The organism is Acidobacteriota bacterium (genome assembly GCA_035471785.1).
In the GTDB taxonomy this organism is placed as follows: domain Bacteria; phylum Acidobacteriota; class UBA6911; order RPQK01; family DATIPO01; genus JANQFM01.
Genome location: DATIPQ010000035.1, coordinates 12588 through 29349, shown reverse-complemented (window position 1 = coordinate 29349; position 16762 = coordinate 12588). Strand labels below are relative to the sequence as shown.

The window sequence follows — 16762 nt, the reverse complement described above, 5'->3', positions numbered from 1 at the left end:
CGGAAGCGCCATGATTATACTCAAAATCTTGGGAATAAACCGCTGACCCGCCACCATTTCATAAAGGTGAAGGGAGATCAAGACGAATGATACGCACCACATCTCGCATGAGCAAAGAGATGGCCAACATGGACAAGTTGTGGCACCTCAAGCAATGCCCGCTGCTGGAGGGTCTGAAGGACGATGACGTCACAGCCGTGGCCGGGATCTGCAAGGACCGGATATTCGCCAAAGGCGACACCCTTTTCGAACGCGGCCAGGCCGCTAACCAGATCTACATCATCTTCCGCGGCAGCGTGCGGTCGGCGGTGGGCAGCGAGGGCGGCAAAGAACGCATCGTGGGCTTTTTCAAGACGGGCGACATTCTGGGAGAGAATATCCTCGGTCCCCGGCCGGCCCATCAATCGGAAGCCACCGCTCACGAGGAATGCTGGGTGGGAGTGCTCTCGCGTCAAGCCTTCGTGACGTTGCTGACCGAGCGTTCCAGTCTGGCTCTCAACTTCATCCGCATCCTCAGCCAGAAGCTGGGCGAGGCGCGCGAAGACATCAAGTCGCTGAGCTTCATGGGAACCGAGGAACGCCTGGCCCAAACCCTCATCAAGCTGGGCGCCAGCCACGGCAAGGATATCGTCTCCCAGGACTGCGTGCGCAAGCTGCGTTTCCCCCTCTCCCACGAGCATCTGGCCCGCCTGATCGGGGCCAACCGTCCTCATGTGTCGACCATCATGTCGGGATTCCGCAAGAAGGGATTCATCGAATACCAGGGACGCAAGCTGCTTATCAACATGAAGCGGATGGCCACCTTGACCGACGCCATCGACAGCAAGGCGAGGACTCTTTGTTGAGGATTCTCAGGAGGATGCGTCACAAGGTCTTTTGGACGCCAAAGAGAAAGGACGCTAGAATCATGACGTGATACCGGGTCGAAACCGACGGGCCGTTTTTCGCGAGGAAGCCCTGCCTCATCGGGAGGCTCTTTATCGGGCCGCCCTGGGCATGATGCGAAATCCCACGGTCGCCGAAGACCTGGTGCAAGAAACCTACCAGGAGGCCTGGAAGTCGTTCCACGGATATCAAGCCGGCAGCGACTGCAAAGCCTGGCTCTTCCGCATTCTCTTCCGCATTCGAAGCAAGCACCTGCGCAAGCAGGGACGCTTTCAGTGGGTGGAGGTGGAGGACGTTTCCGAAGAACGCCTGGCCGTCGAGCCCGCCGGAACACGTCAACTGGAAAACCAAGAAATACTCAGCATCATCCAGTCCCTGCCCGAGCATTACCGCACGGTTCTGCTCTTGGCCGACGCCGAGGGGTTTACTTATCAGGAAATCGCCCACATTACCGAATTGCCGCTGGGAACGGTGATGTCGCGTCTCAACCGGGGACGCAACATGTTCCGCAAGAAGTTCCTGCAGGCCTGCCGGGACGATGACCGGGCCGGCGGGGCGGGATAACGGGGCTAACTTAGTTGGAGAACGAACAGCAGAGCAAAGCGAGATCGGCAATCATCGCCATTGTTAAATAGTCGACTGCATGCTCTCCCGGCCCCAAGTTAGAGTGATTGAGACATGACACGTTACCAACCCAAGGACTGCAGCAGGACCCTTCAGCTCCTCGATGACTTCATCGCCGGAGAGCTGTCGGTGGAGTCCAACCGCGACCTGCTCAGCCACTTGGAGTCCTGCTCCGCCTGCACCGCGGAACGGCAAAGCCGGGAAGAAACGCGCCAGTCGGTGCGCCGCGCCTGGGAGTCTCAACCGGTACCCGAAGGGCTGCAGGAGCGCATCCTGGACGGACTCGACAGCCCGCCGGGAATGATGCGCTACCTGAGCCGGGCGGCCGCCCTTCTCATCGCCACTCTGGCCCTTTACGCACTGTGGCAGTTCTACCCGCTCAGCGTTGAAGCCGTCGATCACTACTACCAGGCCCTGCGCGATCATTTCAAGTGCTCGAGCGACCCTGGAGAGCACGGCCAACTGCCGGTACTCCCTTCCAACCCCGCTTGGGGCGAAGCCTTGGCCGAACTGCCTGGGGAGTACTCGCTGGGCATGGCCCACTTCTGCCAGGCCGAGGGCGTTTCCTTCATTCATTACCCCTTCCTGACCCGCGACGGGGAGCACCGGATTTCAATCGTGCTGGAAGTTCGCCGCGACGGGCAACAATTGGCCTCCCGCGAGGACTTGGCCCGCCAGGTCATCGCTTCCCTCGACGTCAACGTCTTCAACCACCCGGAGGCCACCGTCATCGCCGCCGAAGATGAGGACTTCTTCATTTATCTGGTCAGCGAAGACACCGATCAGGAACTGCTTGCGGCATGGACCGAGGCCCTGATGCCACGCCTGAAAAGCCTTCTCTAAGCCGCCCCGTCCCTCCCTCCGTTCTCAAGATTTCTCGCCCAATGACCGTGCTGGCGTGCGAAAATATAGAATACAAAAACCTTGGAGTTTGTAGCCGCTTCGCCCGCGGCTGCAACACCTCGCCAGTATCGGGAGGTCGGGAGGAGAAAGAACGACCATGGACCGTCCGCGAGATCGACGCCAAGCTTCACGGCAGGAACTCAAGCGCAACTTGCTGCCCCTGCTGGGTCTGATCGGATTGGTCTTCGCCGTGGCGCTGCTGCCGGCAGGCGTCCTGTGGTTCTTCGGCGGCGTCGGGGTCGGGAGCGGCTCGGGCGGAGACGGTTCCGGCACGTCCCCGGCTAAGGCCGGCGGCGCAGCCGGTTCAAGCATCCGCGGGGGGGCTTCCGAGAGACCCGACGACATCACCTTCGAGAGCGGCGATGCCGTTCTGGCGGGCGACTTGATCCTGCCCGAGGGCAGCGGGCCTTTCCCAGCCGTGGTGGCCGTCCACGGGTCGGGACGCAGCACCCGGCGCGTGATGCGGCGGGTCGCCGAGGCTCTGGTTCCGCGCGGATTCGCCGTGCTCATCTACGACAAGCGCGGCGTGGGACGCTCTTCAGGCCTCTACAGCGGCGTCGGTCCCGCCAACAGCGAGCATATGCTGGGACTCCTGGCCCAGGACGCGCTGGCAGGCGTGCGCTTGCTGGCCAGTCATCCCAGGATCGACCGCGCACGCATTGGACTGGTGGGCGTCAGCCAAGCCGGCTGGATCATCCCCAAGGCCGCATCTCAGTCCCCATTGGTGGCTTTCGCCGTCATCGTCTCGGGACCCACGGTGACGGTGGGAGAGGAAATCTACTACAGCGATTTGACCGGAGACGACGCGGGGCGCCCCACCACGCTGACGGATGAGGAGATCCAGGAGCGCCTGGCCCGATACCAGGGGCCGGACGGGTTCGATCCCCTCCCCTCGCTGCGCATCATGAAGGCTCCGACCCTGTGGCTGCTGGGGGAGAAAGACCGCAGCATCCCCATACCCGAATGCCTGGCTCACCTCGACGAACTCATCGAGCAGGGCCAGCCCTTCCGCTACAAGGTCTATCCCGGCGCCAACCACGGCCTTCGCCTCCCCGACGGCACCCGCATCGACTACTGGGACGAGGTGGAAGGGTTCATCCGGGAAACGTGGGAGTGACGTTCGAAGCTCGACATTCGAATGTCGATCCGTTAAGAACAACCAACAGGCTGGCGGTCGAGGACTTCCTGATAGTACTCCTCGTACTTGGGCACGACCTTGTCGATGGAGAAAACGTCGACGGCCGTGCGGCGGGCGTTTTGGGCGTAGCGGGGGAGGTTGTCGGGGTGGAGGATCTCCAGCGCTTTGGCGGCCATCTCGTCAACGTCGCCCAGGCGGCACAGGTATCCGTTGCTGCCTGGAGTCACAACCTCGGGAAGTCCGCCCACGTCGGTAGCCACAACCGGCACCTCGCAGGCCATGGCTTCCAGCGCCGCCAACCCGAAGCTCTCGGTTTCCGAGGGCAGCAGCATGAGGTCGCAGATGGAGAGGTAGCTTTCCACCATCCCCACCATTCCCATGAAGAAGATCTTCTTTGAGAGCCCCAGTTGCTTGGCCAGGTATTGGGCCTTGGAGCGTTCCACGCCGTCGCCCATCATGAGCAGGACGGCCGGCACCTGGCGCTGCACCTGCTCAAAGACCCGGATGACGTCCTCGACGCGCTTGACGGGACGGAAGTTTGAGGTATGCACCAGCACCTTCTCGCCGTTGGGCGCGAAGCGCGAGCGCAGTTCGGGAGAGTCCATGCGGCGCACCCTCTCCACGTCGACGAAGTTGGGAATGGTGCGGATGTCGCAGTCGCAGAACTCCTCCAAGGTGGCCTGACGCAGGAACTCGCTGACGGCCGTGACGCCGTCGCTCTGTTCGATTCCGAAGCGCGTGATGGAAAGGTAGGAGTGGTCTTTGCCCACCAGGGTGATGTCGGTGCCGTGCAGGGTGGTGATGACCGGCAGGCAGCGCGGACGCATCATCTCGCGGGCCAGGTATCCGCTGATGGCGTGGGGAATGGCGTAGTGGACGTGGAGAAGGTCGAGGTCATGGCTTGAAGCCACGTCCACCATCTTGGTGGCCAGCGCCAAATCGTAGGGCACGTACTCGAAGAGGGGGTAGTTCATGGGCTCCACTTCGTGGAAGAAAACGTTGTCGCCCAGCTCCATCAAGCGGTTGGGCAGCGACGAGCTGATGAAGTGAACCGTGTGTCCCCTGCGGGCCAATTGTTGTCCCAGTTCGGTGGCCACGATGCCGCTGCCGCCGTAGGTGGGATAACAGGTGATGCCGATTTCCATATGCCTCACCCCGTCCTTGTCTTCGAACTCCTTGCCCCTCTCTCACGCCGCAAGTCCTCTGCACGTTGCAATTTTTCCGTGGAAAGAGGGGCATTTGAACGCACGGTTGTTATGATGCCTGTGCCAGGCCGAAGGATTCAGGCGCGCCGACGCCGCCACACCCACAGGCCGGCCAGCAGAGGCAACAAGGGAAGTCCGGCCAGCAGCGTCCAACGCAGCGCGCGCAGCCCGCCCAGGGTGATGCGGAATCGCCGGTCCACCTCGCTGCGCGGGGGGATCTTGAGGGATTCGGCATCGCCCATCAGCCACTGCACGGCCAGCACGAAAAAGTCTCCCGAGCGGTACTCCCCGAAGTAGGCGTTGGCAGCGAAATCGGAGTCGCCCACCAGCAGCAGGCGGGAAGGGGGAAGCGAAGCCGCCGCGGCCACGAAGTGAGGGCCTCGGCGGTCCTCCTCGGAATCAAAAGAGTATGGTGCGGTATTCACTTCGCTTTCGCTCCAACTGCGGGGAGAGGTGGAGGCCAGCCCATAAGTGCCGTACCCCAGCCGGCTTTCCCTTCGCTGCACGCTTTGGGCCCGCGGGAAGACCAGGTAGTTGCCATAGATGGGCCGGGTCACGGGATGAGCCCGGTCGACGATGGCCAGGGGTGCGATGGAGCCCAGGACGGGAGAGGCCGCCGTTTCGTCCAGCAGCAGGTCTCCGCCCAGGGCCAGTCCGTAGGCCCCCAGGAAGTCATCCATGCGGAAGTCGGTGAGCGGGTCGACCATGATCATCAGGCATCCGCCGTTGTCGAGGTAATCGCGCAGCAGGTCGGTTTCACGGGGCTGAAAGTCCACCTGAGGGCCCGCCGCGATGAGGACTCGCGCGTCCTCGGGCACGGCCTGGACTTGCATCAGCGAGAGGGTGCGGACCTGATAGCGTTGGGCCCGCAGGGCATCGGCGGCCATGCGGAAGCCTTCGGCGCGCAGGTCGTCCAAATCACGCTCTCCGTGTCCCACCAGGAAATAGGCGGCTTTGGTCTCGACCTGGGTGACTTGCAGCACCCCTGCCGTGATGCGTTCTTCGTTGTCGGGACGCCACTGCTGATTGGGGAAGAGGAGGTCGAGCCTATGGCGTCCCAAATCGCTTTCCAGCACGGCCTGAGTCGGGGATTCGATACCGTGTTCGCGCGCCAGCGCGGGTTCCTGCTGAGGGTCGACGATGCGGTACGTCCATTGAGGATAGGCGGCCCGGTACTGCTCCATCAGGTGGCGCAGCGCCTGCACCGCCTGGGGATCGCGGATGAAGGCCAACAGATGCAAAGGCCCCTGGGAATTCTCCAGCACCGTCAGACTTATCGGCGAAAGCGAGTTGAGCCGGGCCTGGCTGAAGTCGAGGCGACGGTAGTTATGGGCGCTGGCCAGATTGACGAGCAGGAACAGGATCAAGGAGAGGACCGCCCAGGCCAGCGCGCTCAGTTGGGCTTCGGCCGCCCGCCGCGGAGCCCTCAGGCCGCCGCTCAGCAGGCCCAGCAGCAACAGAGCCGTCCCGGCCGCGAAGACGTAGAGGATGGGGCCGTCGAACCGGCCCGAGGTCAAGGATCCCGCCGAGCTGCTCAAGAGCAGGGCCAAAGCCAGGTAGAGGATGGGGCGGCGCAGGGATTTCATGGCTCACGTCCTCCATCTGCGCTGGTGCAGCGAAAGCCCCGTCAAGGCCAGACCCAGTCCGGTCAGCGAGAGCCAGTAGATCAGGTGGCGGGTGTCTAAAACGCCGTAGGTGAAGTCGTTGAAATGGTGGGCCAGCGATGCATAGCGGAAGAGGTCCTGAGCCGCCGAGGGCAGCGGCCAGGGAAAGGAAGCCAGCAACCACAAGATCGTCAGCAGGACGAAGCCCAGCACGGCCGAGAGCAACTGGCTTTCCGTCAAGGAGGAAACGGCCAGCGTGAGCGAGAGCATGGCGGAAGCCAGCAGCAGCAGCCCCAGCGGAGCCAGCAAGGCCGAGGTCCAGGGCAGCGGCGGCGAACTGAGTCCCGCCAGCAGCAGGGAGAGCCCGAAGGCCGGAGCCGTCATGAGCAGCAGGAAGAGCAGGGCCGCCAGGTACTTGCCGAGAGCGATCTGAAGGGCCGAGAGGGGAGAGGTGAGGAGCAGTTCCAGCGTCCCCTGCCTCGACTCGCCGGCGAAAAAGCCCATGGTCAACACGGGCGCCAGGAAGAGGAACAGGTTGCCCATGACCTGGATGAGGGCTTCCAAAAGCGCCTCCGGCAGGTCGAAGGCGGGCGCTGAAGCTCCGCTTTGGCGGGCCTCGGCAGCCACCTGCTGGAATTGGCTCTGCAGGCCCTCGAGCAGCAGCAGAAAGACCACTCCCAGGGCCAGATAAAAGGCGGCCAAGAGCAGGTAGGCCACGGGAGTGGCAAAGAGGCGCGACAGCTCCTTGCGTGCCAGCGCCAGGACGGGACTCACCCAGCCACCTCCTCCCTGTCCGGGTCCTCCCGAGAGGACGGTGGGGAGTCTGGGGCGGCCCGTTCCTCCTCGGTCGTGAGGTGGAGGAAAATATCTTCCAGCGAGGCGTCGCGGCTGTGCATGCTGAGCAATCCGCATCCCGATTCCACCACCAGGCGGGCCGACTGGGCGCGGATGTCGGCGCCGGCCTCGGCTTCCACCAGCAGCAGGCGTCCGCGGCCCGGCGATTCTTCCAGCACGGCGTTGCTGACGCCGGCCATGGCCCTGAGGCGGGCGGGAAGCGATTCCACCGGGCCTTCCACCTGCATCTCGATGAGAGCGCCGCGGCCCAGGCGCGAACGCAGGTCGCGGGGCGAGCCCTCGGCGATGAGGCGTCCGCGGTGGATGATGAGGACGCGTCCGCAGGTGACGCTGACTTCGGGAAGGATGTGGGTGGAAAGCAGCACCGAGCGGCGTCCCGCCAAACCCTGGATGAGCGTGCGCACCTCGCTGATCTGCTGGGGATCGAGGCCTTCGGTGGGCTCGTCCAGGATCAGCACCTGGGGGTCATGGATGAGAGCCTGGGCCAGTCCCAGCCGGCGGCGGAAGCCCTTGGAGAGGTGAGCGATGAGCTGCGATCCGCAGTCGGACAGTCCGCACTCGTCCTTGACCTGTTGCAGGCGCCGGCTGAAGGGTTCTTCGGCGGCGCCTTTGAGAGTGTCCACCAGGCGCAGGTAGGCGTCCACCCGCAAATGAGGATAAAGAGGCGGCCTCTCAGGAAGGTATCCGATGCGCGACTTGGCCTGTCGCGGCTGGCGCAGCAGGTCGAATCCGGCCACCCGCACCGTGCCCGAGGTGGGCGGGAAGTATCCCGCCAGAATGCGCATGGTAGTCGTCTTGCCCGCTCCGTTGGGGCCCAGCAGTCCTACAATTTCACCTGCTTCAACGCTGAAGGTAAGGTCCTCGATGGCCTTCTGTCTGCCGTAGAGCTTGTTGAGGCGGCGGGCTTGAATCATGGCGTGCAGGGGAGTGCCGGCTTGGCCGCGCAGCAATCGATCAATGGTGCATCATGTTGCGCTGGCGCTGGAGGCGCCCACCGGTTCATCGGCGCCGCCGTAGCGTCCTTCTACGTATTCTTCCAGGATGTCGAGGAAGTCCCCGGCGATGTCGGGGCCTTTGAGGGTGCGGAAGTGGCGTCCGTCGACGTAGACGGGGGCTTTGGGCGATTCGCCGGTGCCGGGAAGCGAAATGCCGATGTCGGCGTGCTTGGACTCGCCCGGTCCGTTGACGACGCATCCCATCACCGCCACCTTGAGTTCCTCCACGCCCGGATAGGTCTCTTTCCAGGCCGTCATCTTGCGCCCCAGCACCTCCTGGATCTGGTCGGCCAGTTCCTGGAAAAAGGTCGAGGTGGTGCGGCCGCAGCCGGGGCAGGCCGTGACCCGGGGCGAGAAACTGCGGATGTGAAGGGCTTGCAGCACCTGCTGAGCCACGTAGACCTCCTCGCGCCGGTCGCCGCCGGGACGGGGTGTCAGGCTGACGCGGATGGTGTCGCCGATGCCCCGCTGCAGCAGCACCGAAAGCCCGGCCGTGCTGGCCACGATGCCCCGCGTGCCCATCCCCGCCTCGGTCAGTCCGAGGTGGAGGGCGTAGTCGCAGCGTCCGGCCAGGCGGGTGTAGACGTCCACCAGGTCCGGCACTTCCGAAACCTTGGCGCTGATGATGATGCGGTCCTTGGGCAGGCCGTATTCCCGGGCCAGTCCGGCCGATTCGATTCCGCTGCGGATGATGGTCTCAACCAGCACTTCCTTAGCGTCCTTGGGCTCGTCGAGCCGGGCGTTCTGGTCCATCATGCGCGAGAGCAGGGCCTGGTCGAGAGAGCCCCAGTTGACGCCGATGCGGACGGGTTTCCCGTTCTTCAGGGCCACTTCGATCATGGCCCTGAAGTTGGTGTCATGGTGGCGTCCCATGCCCACGTTTCCGGGGTTGATGCGGTACTTGGCCAGGGCTCGGGCGCATTCGGGGTAGCGGGTCAGCAACAGGTGTCCGTTGTAGTGGAAGTCGCCGATCACCGGCACCTGGCAGCCGCGCTTGTCGAGTTCTTCCACGATGCGCGGCAGCGCCTTGGCGGCCTCATCGGTATTGACCGTCACCCTGACCAGTTCGGATCCGGCCTCGTGCAGGGCCGCGACCTGGTTGACGGTGGAGTCGACGTCGGCGGTGTCGGTATTGGTCATCGACTGGACGACGATGGGATGCTCCCCTCCCACCATCACGTCGCCGACCCTGACCGCGATGCTTTTCCTACGTTCAATCACCCCGTCATTGTACCGAAATCCCAGCCGAAGTGACATCCGGGGTCGCCTCCGCAGTCCCGGAAGCCACGGTTTTCCGGGCTCGATATACGACCTCTTCGATCAGATCCTGGGGCGACCTGCGCACGTCGAAACGAATCGGCCAGGAGCGGGGACGGGCCAGGTGCACCAAAGGTCCCAACAAGGGGGAGAGACGTTCTTGCACGGGAGCTTCCCACGGGAAGCGCCCGTTTCGTGGGGGCATCGTCAAAAAGGCCAGCCGCAGCGCCACATCGCTGATGCGGGAAGGCCTGCGCTTGCCGGTCTCCCAGCGGCACAGCACGGGCTGGCTGACGCCAAGCATGCTGGCAAATTCACCCTGCTGAAAGAGCAGGTCCGCGCGCAGCTTTGATATCTCCGGCGGCGCCAGCCGACCAGGCCGGGCCACCACCGAGTAAGCCAGAAGCCTCAGCAACTGGCCCATCCTGGGAATGCGAAGATCGTCGGCGCCGCAACGCCCGCACTTTTTTCGCTCCAACCCGACCAAAACGACGCCCTCCACCCGTGTTTCTTGAAATGGATAGGGTTCTTCCATGACTTCGAATCTGCAGGTACATTGCATACGTATGTCCTCCTAGAAGGCGGTGATGAGGACGATGGTGGCGTTCTCCTCATCCAGGGCAGCGATGATCGTCAAGGGTTCGCCCCGACTGTCTGGGCCCCTGATCCGACACTTCCAGTTGCTGAAACTTTGGTCGAACTGCATCGATTCCAGCACGGTGTCAGGATCATGCAAGACACTGTTCACATCCTCGGAGTCAGCCCCCGCGTCACGCAGTTCCTTGCGAAAGTGCAGGGTGTGGACAATGCTTCCCTCTTTAGCCGTCCGCCTCAGCTCTTCAAGTCCTCGAGGTCTCTTCCTGTTTTCATGACGCATGCGATTTTAACCATTGATCAATTTTAGTGCAACACTGCTTAGGCCCCCACATCGGTCATCTTCTTTCTAGAACGCGTCCGGGTGGGGATTGAGCGACGGAAACGTGCTCATGCAGCGCTATGAACACATGCGGGTCAATATCAGTGTTGGCTTTTGGATGGGTTTGTGCTTGACGTCAACGGTGACGGGCGCGGCACCGCAAGAGGAGTGGACGGTGGCTCGGGGGGGGCGGTGGCGGTGGACGGAACGGGCGGGGCAACCCGGCCCGTTCCGGATAGTTCATCACCCTTCTCCGATAAGCAGGGGAGGCGCTGCCTTGTCTTGGGAGAGGGCCTCGTCGACGTCCTGCATCCAGTCCGCCAGTCGAACGCCGGCGTAGCGCCCTCGCCCCTCCGCCAGCGGACGCAGTTTCTCAAAGGCCTTGCCGCGCAGGCTGAGCGTTCCCTTCTCCCGGCCTTGGGCCCGCTTGAGGAAGGCCGCCGCCACCTGGATCAATCCACGCAGGAAGTCGCCCTCGGGCCTGCCCCGCACCCCGCGCCAAAGTCCTTCCCAGGCCTCGTGGGCCTCCCAAAAGTAGCCGTGATTGAAGAGGTCGGCGCCCCACAGGTAGTCCTCGCTCTCCTCCCACCGTTGTGGATCAAAACGGCCGGGCCGAGGCTCTTCCTGACCGTATAAATGCCCCCCTTCATCCAGCACGGGATGGGGCGTGCGTCCCGGGCGGTGCCGGTAAGGAGGAAAAGGGCGGCGACAGTAGCGTCTCATGGCCTCACCATAGCAGGAGCATGGACGGGGGACGGCTTTGGGGCTAAACTGGATGCTCGCCAGCGAAAGGAGCCGGACGTGAAGAAAGACCTGAGATTCGACACCAAGCTGATCCATGCCGGAGATCCGGAGGAACGCATCGAGGGGGCCGTCAGCCTGCCTATTTTCCAGTCTTCAACCTACGAATTCGGGGGCCAGAGCGACTACCACGACATCAAGTACATCCGCCTCAACAACACTCCCAACCACCTGGTCCTTCACCGCAAGCTGGCTGCCCTGGAAAACGCCGAGGACGCCCTGCTCACGTCCTCGGGAATGGCCGCCATCACCACGGCCCTGCTGAGCGTGCTCAGGTCCGGCGATCACCTGCTGGCCCAGGAGACCCTTTACGGAGGCACCCACAACTTCATCGACCAGGACTTCAAGGATCTGGGCATCGAGATCGACTACATCGACCCCGACGATCCCGCCTCCTGGGAGCGGAAGATGCGGACCTCGACCAAGGCCATCTACGTCGAGACCGTCTCCAACCCCCTGATTCAGGTTGGCGATTTGAAGGCGGCCGTGGAGTTCGCCCGCAAGCACGGACTGGTGTCGATGATCGACAACACCTTCGCCAGCCCCGTCAACTTCCGTCCCGCCGAATGGGGATTCGACCTTTCGCTGCACTCGGCCACCAAGAGCCTCAACGGCCACACCGACATCGTTGCGGGCGCCATCATCGGAAAGAAGTTGCTGGTGCGGCGAGCCCGCCACAAGCTTAATCACCTGGGCGGTTCCCTTGACCCCCATGCTTGTTTCCTGCTCCACCGGGGACTCAAGACGCTGGCCCTGCGCATGCGCCATCAGAACGCCTCGGCCCTGCAAATCGCCCGCTTCCTGGAGAAGCAGGAGGGGGTTGCCAAGGTGCACTATCCGGGACTGGAGTCGCATCGCGACCATGAACGCGCCTCTCAATTGCTGGACGGATACGGGAGCATGCTCAGCTTCGTACTGAGGGGTGGAGTGGAGCAGGCCGACGCTTTTCTCAAGGCCCTGGAGCTTCCGGTTTCGGCTCCCAGCCTGGGAGGCGTGGAGTCGCTGGTGACGCGTCCGGCCACAACCTCGCACGTGGGCATGACGCCCGAGCAGCGCCGGCGCGCCGGCATCAGCGACAGCCTGATCCGCTTCTCGGTAGGCATCGAGGCCCCCGAAGACCTCATTGCCGACCTCACCCAGGCCCTGCGAAAAGCCTCCCTGGTCGCCCACACGGCCTGAGAGCGGGCCCACCACAGCTGGTGACTCAGGTGGTGCGTGTTTTGGGGCGGGCGGTTTGGAAGGCTTGTTCGGGTTTGAAGCGCAGGCCGTAGAGCAGGAGCAGCCAGAAGAGCAGCGATACCCAGGGGATGAGGTGGCGCATGACGGCGTAGGGGAGCAGGTCGAAGGCCGGTGTGATGTAGACCACGTAGTTGAGTACGGTGACCACCGAAACGGCCCACAGCGCGGCTCCCCGAACCCGCCCCAGGTCGACGCCGGAGCTGTAGGCCAAGGCCAGGTTCAGGGCCGCGCACAAGAAAGCATGCACATGCAACAGCAAAGTGATGGCTACCAGGTATCCGCTGGCCGCTGCTCCGGCAGTGATCAGAAAGTGCCCCAAGAAGACCACCAAGAAAACCGCCATCATTCCACTTGACCTCCAAGTCCAGCGAATACGGCACCCCCGATGTACATCAAGGATCAGGACCGTGATGAACCCAAAGTGAATCAAGCAGGTGACGTAGTAGAAGTGGAAGTAGAACAATGTGCCGTGTCCATCGAGAAGCCAGATGGACTGTGCGAGAAGTTCCTGAACGAGCGACCAGCCGATAAAGGCCTTGAGCAAAGGCATCTGCTTTGCAATTCCGTAGCGGGAGCTGATTAGGAGGTGAGCGATGACCACCAAGTGGCTCAAACCCAAGAGGACAAACATTGCCTCAGACATCGCCTGAAGTATGCCATGAAGTCACCTATGGGTGCAATATATCAGCTAGAAACCGCTCCTAAAGGCTCTTATTCACACCTTGGCATCCCGAACTCGCCGCAGCTAGGCGGAGGTGCACCGCAACAAAACGCCTCGGCATCCGCCATCTCGCCCACGATCAGTTTGGCGCCGCCCACGGCCAGCAGCCCCGCCAACACCAACCCGCAGATCAACCATCGAACACTCTGTCTCATCGTCGTTTCTCCTTTACTATGGGTGAAGCATTTGACACAACGCCCACAGCATAGAAGGGAGAAACGACAGATCTCGAGTCACGATTTTCTGCTTGAAATAGTCGTGTCTTTAATGGAAAGCCCGGGACGCATCCGATTGTGAGTTGGTCCTTGCAAGTTGCAAGAGTTGGAAGTTGGCGACGCCCGTCAGGGGTTTCGCAACAACGGCATGACCAGGCAGTGGGGTCCGCCGTTGTGGTGGGCCAGCAGGTCGCCGTCGAAGGTCGAGACCTGCACGCCGGCGTCGCGCAGGGCCTGGTTGGTGTGGACGTTGTGGCGGTAGGCGATGACGTGCCCGGGGGCCAATTGCACCACGTTGGCTCCCTGCCAATTCAACTCGTAGAGCACCCGTTCCAGAAAGTACTTGAGCGGGGGCAGGCCGCCCTGAGGTCCGCCCACCGGAATCACGGTGTATCCCTCTTGACGAAAGTAGTCGACCAGCTTCATTTCCAGGGCTTGCTCCTCGCCCGTCCCCGCCGCATAGCGGGTCACCCAACCGACCTCGGGAATAGCCTCGAGGGTGCTCTGAATCTCTTCGGTGTCGGGGAAATCGTAGTCGGGATGGGCTTCGATCAGCTCTTCGGTCTGACGCTTCAACCCGGCCAGGACGTCTTTGAGCGGATTGCTTTGGGAGAATTCCTCTTCCAGAAAGTAGGGCAAAGCCAGGGCCTTGTCGTGGTCGACGATGTTGAAGATGGTATCGAGGTGCAGCAAGGACCGGCCCAGCGCCCCGCCCCGATCGCGCGGCGGCATGTTGACGGCCAGCACCTCCATGTTGAGCTCCTTGGCCAGGAGAGGCGCGGCCTCGCGGCTGGAACGGTTGCCCACGCCCAGCAGCAGGGTGTCCCGGTCGAGGACGATGGTGTCGCCTCCATCCAAGTGAACCTGATGGGCCGAGGCGTCGAAAGCCACCGGAATCTGCTGAAAGAGGGGCGCGAATTGAAAGATGAGCCGGGCCACGTGGTTTTCGCGTGAACGCCCGAAGCGCATGCCGTTGCCGATGATCAATCCGCGGGGAGTGCTGATGGCCCAGTCGCGGGCCCAGTACATGGAAGGCACTCCGGGAAAGATGGGGTCGAAGGAGCCGTCCTCGGCCCGCAGATAAAAATGATCGTCGCGCTGGTTGAAGAGACTGTCGGCGTTCAGTTCGTCCAAGCGTTGGATGGCCCTCTCGGCGCTCTGCGGGAAAGCCTCGCGCAGCCATTCCTGCAGGCCGCCCTGGCGGCGGGCCTCCTCGATGGCCTGCTGGGCCAGATCCCGCGCGTCCAGCACGGTCACCTCGTTGCCTTCCAGCAACTTCACCAACTGGGAATGCTCTTCCACCTTTCCCATCGGCTGGGTGCGGGCCAGCGGATGGCCGCCCGGCACCGCCGCCGCGACCGAGCGCAGCAGGTTTTCGCTGAGAGGAAAGACCAGGGCGGCCCGCAGCCGGTCGGTGTCGGAGGTGACGAAGGGCTCTTGGGGCCGTAATTCTTCGGCCGGGGGCGCCGGGGTGTCGTCGGCGGCTCCGGGAGCCTGCGAAGGCGCGCAGGCGGGGAGGAAAAGCGCCAGCAAGGCCAGCGCGAGATGGAGCCGCATGACACCGTGCCGAGTCCAAACCGTGAGCATAAAAGCATCCTCTCTGCGAGTTATCGATTAACCGGCATAGGATGCCACTTACGCGAGCTGGCGGCAACGGAAAGCCTCCAGATAGAAAAGGCCGCATCCGGCGAAAACCGGATGCGGCCTGAAACTTCCTGGTCAGCCAACCGCGCCGCTCGCAGGCGGGTCGCGCTCGGCTGCGCAATCTCATTTAGCGTGGGGTCGCAGTGCCCGGCGAGTCAGGAGTTTTGAGCCAGAGTCTTGCCAAGATCGAGGTGCGAAATGCAAGTATGAGGTGAATCCGAATGAAGTTAGGATGCAGCATGGCTCAGAAACTTGACCCGCAGCACTGGCGTGGGCTACCAGCGGGGTTCGTTGCGGTAGTTGCCGCGGCCTCCGCCACCGCCGCCGCCGCCACGGGGACGGGCTTCGTTAACCGTCAGGCGTCGTCCGCCCAACTCCGACCCATTGAGGGCGCCGATGGCGTCATCGGCGTCACCGTCTTCCATTTCCACGAAGCCGAAGCCCCGGGCGCGGCCGGTGTCGCGGTCGTAGATCAGGCTGACATCGTCCACCTCCCCATGCTGCTCGAAAAGCTCGCGCAATTCGGCTTCGTTGGTGCTGTAGGGGAGGTTTCCAACATAAATCCTCTTCGACATGATACTCGATACTCCTCTGCCCGGTCTGAGACCGGCATCTGACTGATTTGAAACTGAGGTTCCACCCCGCACTCCGAGTCGAGGGCAGCACGGAACAACCCGTCCTGTGGATACGGTTATTCCCCATAATTTCGGAACTGGAACAAAGACCTGCAGGAAGGTACTCTCCGAAGTTTCTCTGACCGTTCTCCAATCGGCACACGAAGGCGCCGTCCACAATGACTGGGAAAGCTTATCACAATTCACAGCCCTGCGCTGTCCTTTTACCTCGTTTGCGTCGGCAGGGGCCACCGCTTGGCCATGCGGCCGAAGCGTCCCCAACCAGGGGCGAGACTTTAGGCCTTTTTTGGGCCCGGACGGGTTAGAATGAAATGGACTCCGCCGCGACCACGCCAGCACGCGGAGGGATGAAAGCGAGGAGGTTGAATGGCTCGTCTGGTACTTTTCGTCAACGGTGAACTGGGGATTCGGGCGGTGGAGTTTCTCGCCGGCCAGGTGGTGGGAGCGGTCGTGCATCCGCCGGGGGAAAGAGACTCCGAGCGTATTCGAAACGCCGTGGGAGACGACATCCCGATCTGGAAGTCCGACCAACTCGAAAAAGAGCAGACGCGAAGCGAGATGGAGGGGCTGCGACCCACTCATGGACTCAGCGTCCTCTACGGCGATTCCATACCCGCCTCGATTCTCGACCTCTTTCCCGAGGGCGCAGCCAACCTCCACCCCTCGCTGCTTCCGCATGGACGGGGAGCTCATCCTCACGCCTGGGCCATCGCCGCCAAAGAGCCCGCCGGAGTCACCCTGCATCTCATCGACGGCGGACTCAACACGGGACCCATCCTGGCTCAGGAGGCGGTTCATACCCTCGGCACCGACACCGCAGCGGCTCTCTACGCCCGTTTGATCGATACCGCCACTCAGTTGCTGGCTTCCTCGATTCCGCTGTGGCTGCAAGGCCGCCTGCAGGCGCGTCCTCAGCCCAAGTCGCCGTCGGCGCCGCGCCAGGCGGGCGATCTCGACCGCGAGCTGCGTATCGATCCCGACAAGAGCTACAGCGGCCGCGAGCTCATCGATATTCTGCGGGCCCGCACCTTTCCTCCCTATCCCGGCGCGCCATATGATCAGGACGGGGCGCGCCTGCGGGTGCGCATCGAGCTTGCAGAAGAGGATGACTGAGCGTGGAAGCAG

The 16762-nt window shown here is 62.9% G+C and carries 18 protein-coding genes; 7 read left to right on the top strand and 11 right to left on the bottom strand.

Annotation, left to right across the window (positions count from 1 at the left end; all coding sequences use genetic code 11):
* Nucleotides 1–128: 128 nt before the first annotated feature.
* The 4 genes from VLU25_05380 (at nt 129) to VLU25_05365 (ending at nt 3529) form a co-directional block, all read left to right on the top strand.
* On the top strand, nt 129–845 hold the full coding sequence (locus VLU25_05380) for a Crp/Fnr family transcriptional regulator (protein ID HSR67354.1): 717 nt from the start codon (nt 129–131) through the stop codon (nt 843–845).
* A 67-nt stretch (nt 846–912) separates the two neighbouring features.
* Nucleotides 913–1449, top strand: a complete 537-nt coding sequence (locus VLU25_05375) for a sigma-70 family RNA polymerase sigma factor (protein HSR67353.1) — start codon at nt 913–915, stop codon at nt 1447–1449.
* A gap of 114 nt (nt 1450–1563) precedes the next feature.
* Nucleotides 1564–2352 (top strand): zf-HC2 domain-containing protein, encoded by a 789-nt coding sequence (locus VLU25_05370; GenBank protein HSR67352.1) that lies wholly within the window; start codon nt 1564–1566, stop codon nt 2350–2352.
* Between the two features lie 157 nt (nt 2353–2509).
* The gene (locus tag VLU25_05365) at nt 2510–3529 is read left to right on the top strand and encodes a prolyl oligopeptidase family serine peptidase (protein ID HSR67351.1); all 1020 of its coding nucleotides are present in this window, start codon (nt 2510–2512) and stop codon (nt 3527–3529) included.
* Between the two features lie 32 nt (nt 3530–3561).
* Here the strand turns inward: VLU25_05365 and bshA are convergent, their stop codons facing one another.
* The 8 genes from bshA to VLU25_05325 all read right to left on the bottom strand — a co-directional run bounded on the left by bshA (nt 3562) and on the right by VLU25_05325 (nt 11105).
* A complete protein-coding gene (bshA, locus tag VLU25_05360; protein ID HSR67350.1) occupies nt 3562–4695 on the bottom strand; it encodes an N-acetyl-alpha-D-glucosaminyl L-malate synthase BshA in 1134 nt (377 codons plus the stop codon).
* Nucleotides 4696–4832: 137 nt separating this feature from the next.
* The gene (locus VLU25_05355; GenBank protein HSR67349.1) at nt 4833–6341 is read right to left on the bottom strand and encodes a GldG family protein; all 1509 of its coding nucleotides are present in this window, start codon (nt 6339–6341) and stop codon (nt 4833–4835) included.
* A gap of 3 nt (nt 6342–6344) precedes the next feature.
* On the bottom strand, nt 6345–7133 hold the full coding sequence (locus VLU25_05350; GenBank protein HSR67348.1) for an ABC transporter permease subunit: 789 nt from the start codon (nt 7131–7133) through the stop codon (nt 6345–6347).
* A complete protein-coding gene (locus VLU25_05345) occupies nt 7130–8164 on the bottom strand; it encodes an ABC transporter ATP-binding protein (GenBank protein HSR67347.1) in 1035 nt (344 codons plus the stop codon). Before VLU25_05345 ends, VLU25_05350 begins: the two co-directional genes overlap by 4 nt.
* Nucleotides 8165–8179: 15 nt before the next feature.
* Entirely contained in the window at nt 8180–9385 is a 1206-nt protein-coding gene (gene ispG, locus VLU25_05340) for a flavodoxin-dependent (E)-4-hydroxy-3-methylbut-2-enyl-diphosphate synthase (GenBank protein ID HSR67346.1), read from the bottom strand.
* Nucleotides 9386–9434: 49 nt separating this feature from the next.
* Nucleotides 9435–10028: a helix-turn-helix domain-containing protein gene (locus tag VLU25_05335; GenBank protein ID HSR67345.1), complete on the bottom strand. Its 594-nt coding sequence runs from the start codon at nt 10026–10028 to the stop codon at nt 9435–9437.
* 12 nt (nt 10029–10040) lie between these two features.
* On the bottom strand, nt 10041–10343 hold the full coding sequence (locus tag VLU25_05330; protein HSR67344.1) for a DUF4258 domain-containing protein: 303 nt from the start codon (nt 10341–10343) through the stop codon (nt 10041–10043).
* A 282-nt stretch (nt 10344–10625) separates the two neighbouring features.
* A complete protein-coding gene (locus VLU25_05325; protein ID HSR67343.1) occupies nt 10626–11105 on the bottom strand; it encodes a DUF309 domain-containing protein in 480 nt (159 codons plus the stop codon).
* Nucleotides 11106–11183: 78 nt separating this feature from the next.
* Here VLU25_05325 and VLU25_05320 point away from each other — a divergent pair, with 78 nt between their 5' ends.
* Nucleotides 11184–12362: an aminotransferase class I/II-fold pyridoxal phosphate-dependent enzyme gene (locus tag VLU25_05320; GenBank protein ID HSR67342.1), complete on the top strand. Its 1179-nt coding sequence runs from the start codon at nt 11184–11186 to the stop codon at nt 12360–12362.
* 25 nt (nt 12363–12387) lie between these two features.
* Here the strand turns inward: VLU25_05320 and VLU25_05315 are convergent, their stop codons facing one another.
* Nucleotides 12388–12768, bottom strand: coding sequence for a hypothetical protein (locus VLU25_05315; GenBank protein HSR67341.1), 381 nt, complete (start codon nt 12766–12768; stop codon nt 12388–12390).
* Between the two features lie 39 nt (nt 12769–12807).
* On the opposite strand from VLU25_05315, the gene VLU25_05310 reads away from it, so the two are divergent.
* Nucleotides 12808–13005: a hypothetical protein gene (locus VLU25_05310; protein HSR67340.1), complete on the top strand. Its 198-nt coding sequence runs from the start codon at nt 12808–12810 to the stop codon at nt 13003–13005.
* 479 nt (nt 13006–13484) lie between these two features.
* On the opposite strand, the gene VLU25_05305 is transcribed toward VLU25_05310, so the two are convergent.
* Both VLU25_05305 and VLU25_05300 read right to left on the bottom strand, forming a co-directional pair.
* The gene (locus VLU25_05305; GenBank protein ID HSR67339.1) at nt 13485–14945 is read right to left on the bottom strand and encodes an arginine deiminase family protein; all 1461 of its coding nucleotides are present in this window, start codon (nt 14943–14945) and stop codon (nt 13485–13487) included.
* Between the two features lie 332 nt (nt 14946–15277).
* Entirely contained in the window at nt 15278–15577 is a 300-nt protein-coding gene (locus VLU25_05300) for an RNA-binding protein (protein ID HSR67338.1), read from the bottom strand.
* A gap of 426 nt (nt 15578–16003) precedes the next feature.
* Here VLU25_05300 and VLU25_05295 point away from each other — a divergent pair, with 426 nt between their 5' ends.
* Nucleotides 16004–16750 carry a formyltransferase family protein gene (locus VLU25_05295; protein HSR67337.1) on the top strand — a complete coding sequence of 249 codons (747 nt, stop codon included), beginning with the start codon at nt 16004–16006 and terminating at the stop codon, nt 16748–16750.
* Nucleotides 16751–16762: the final 12 nt, after the last annotated feature.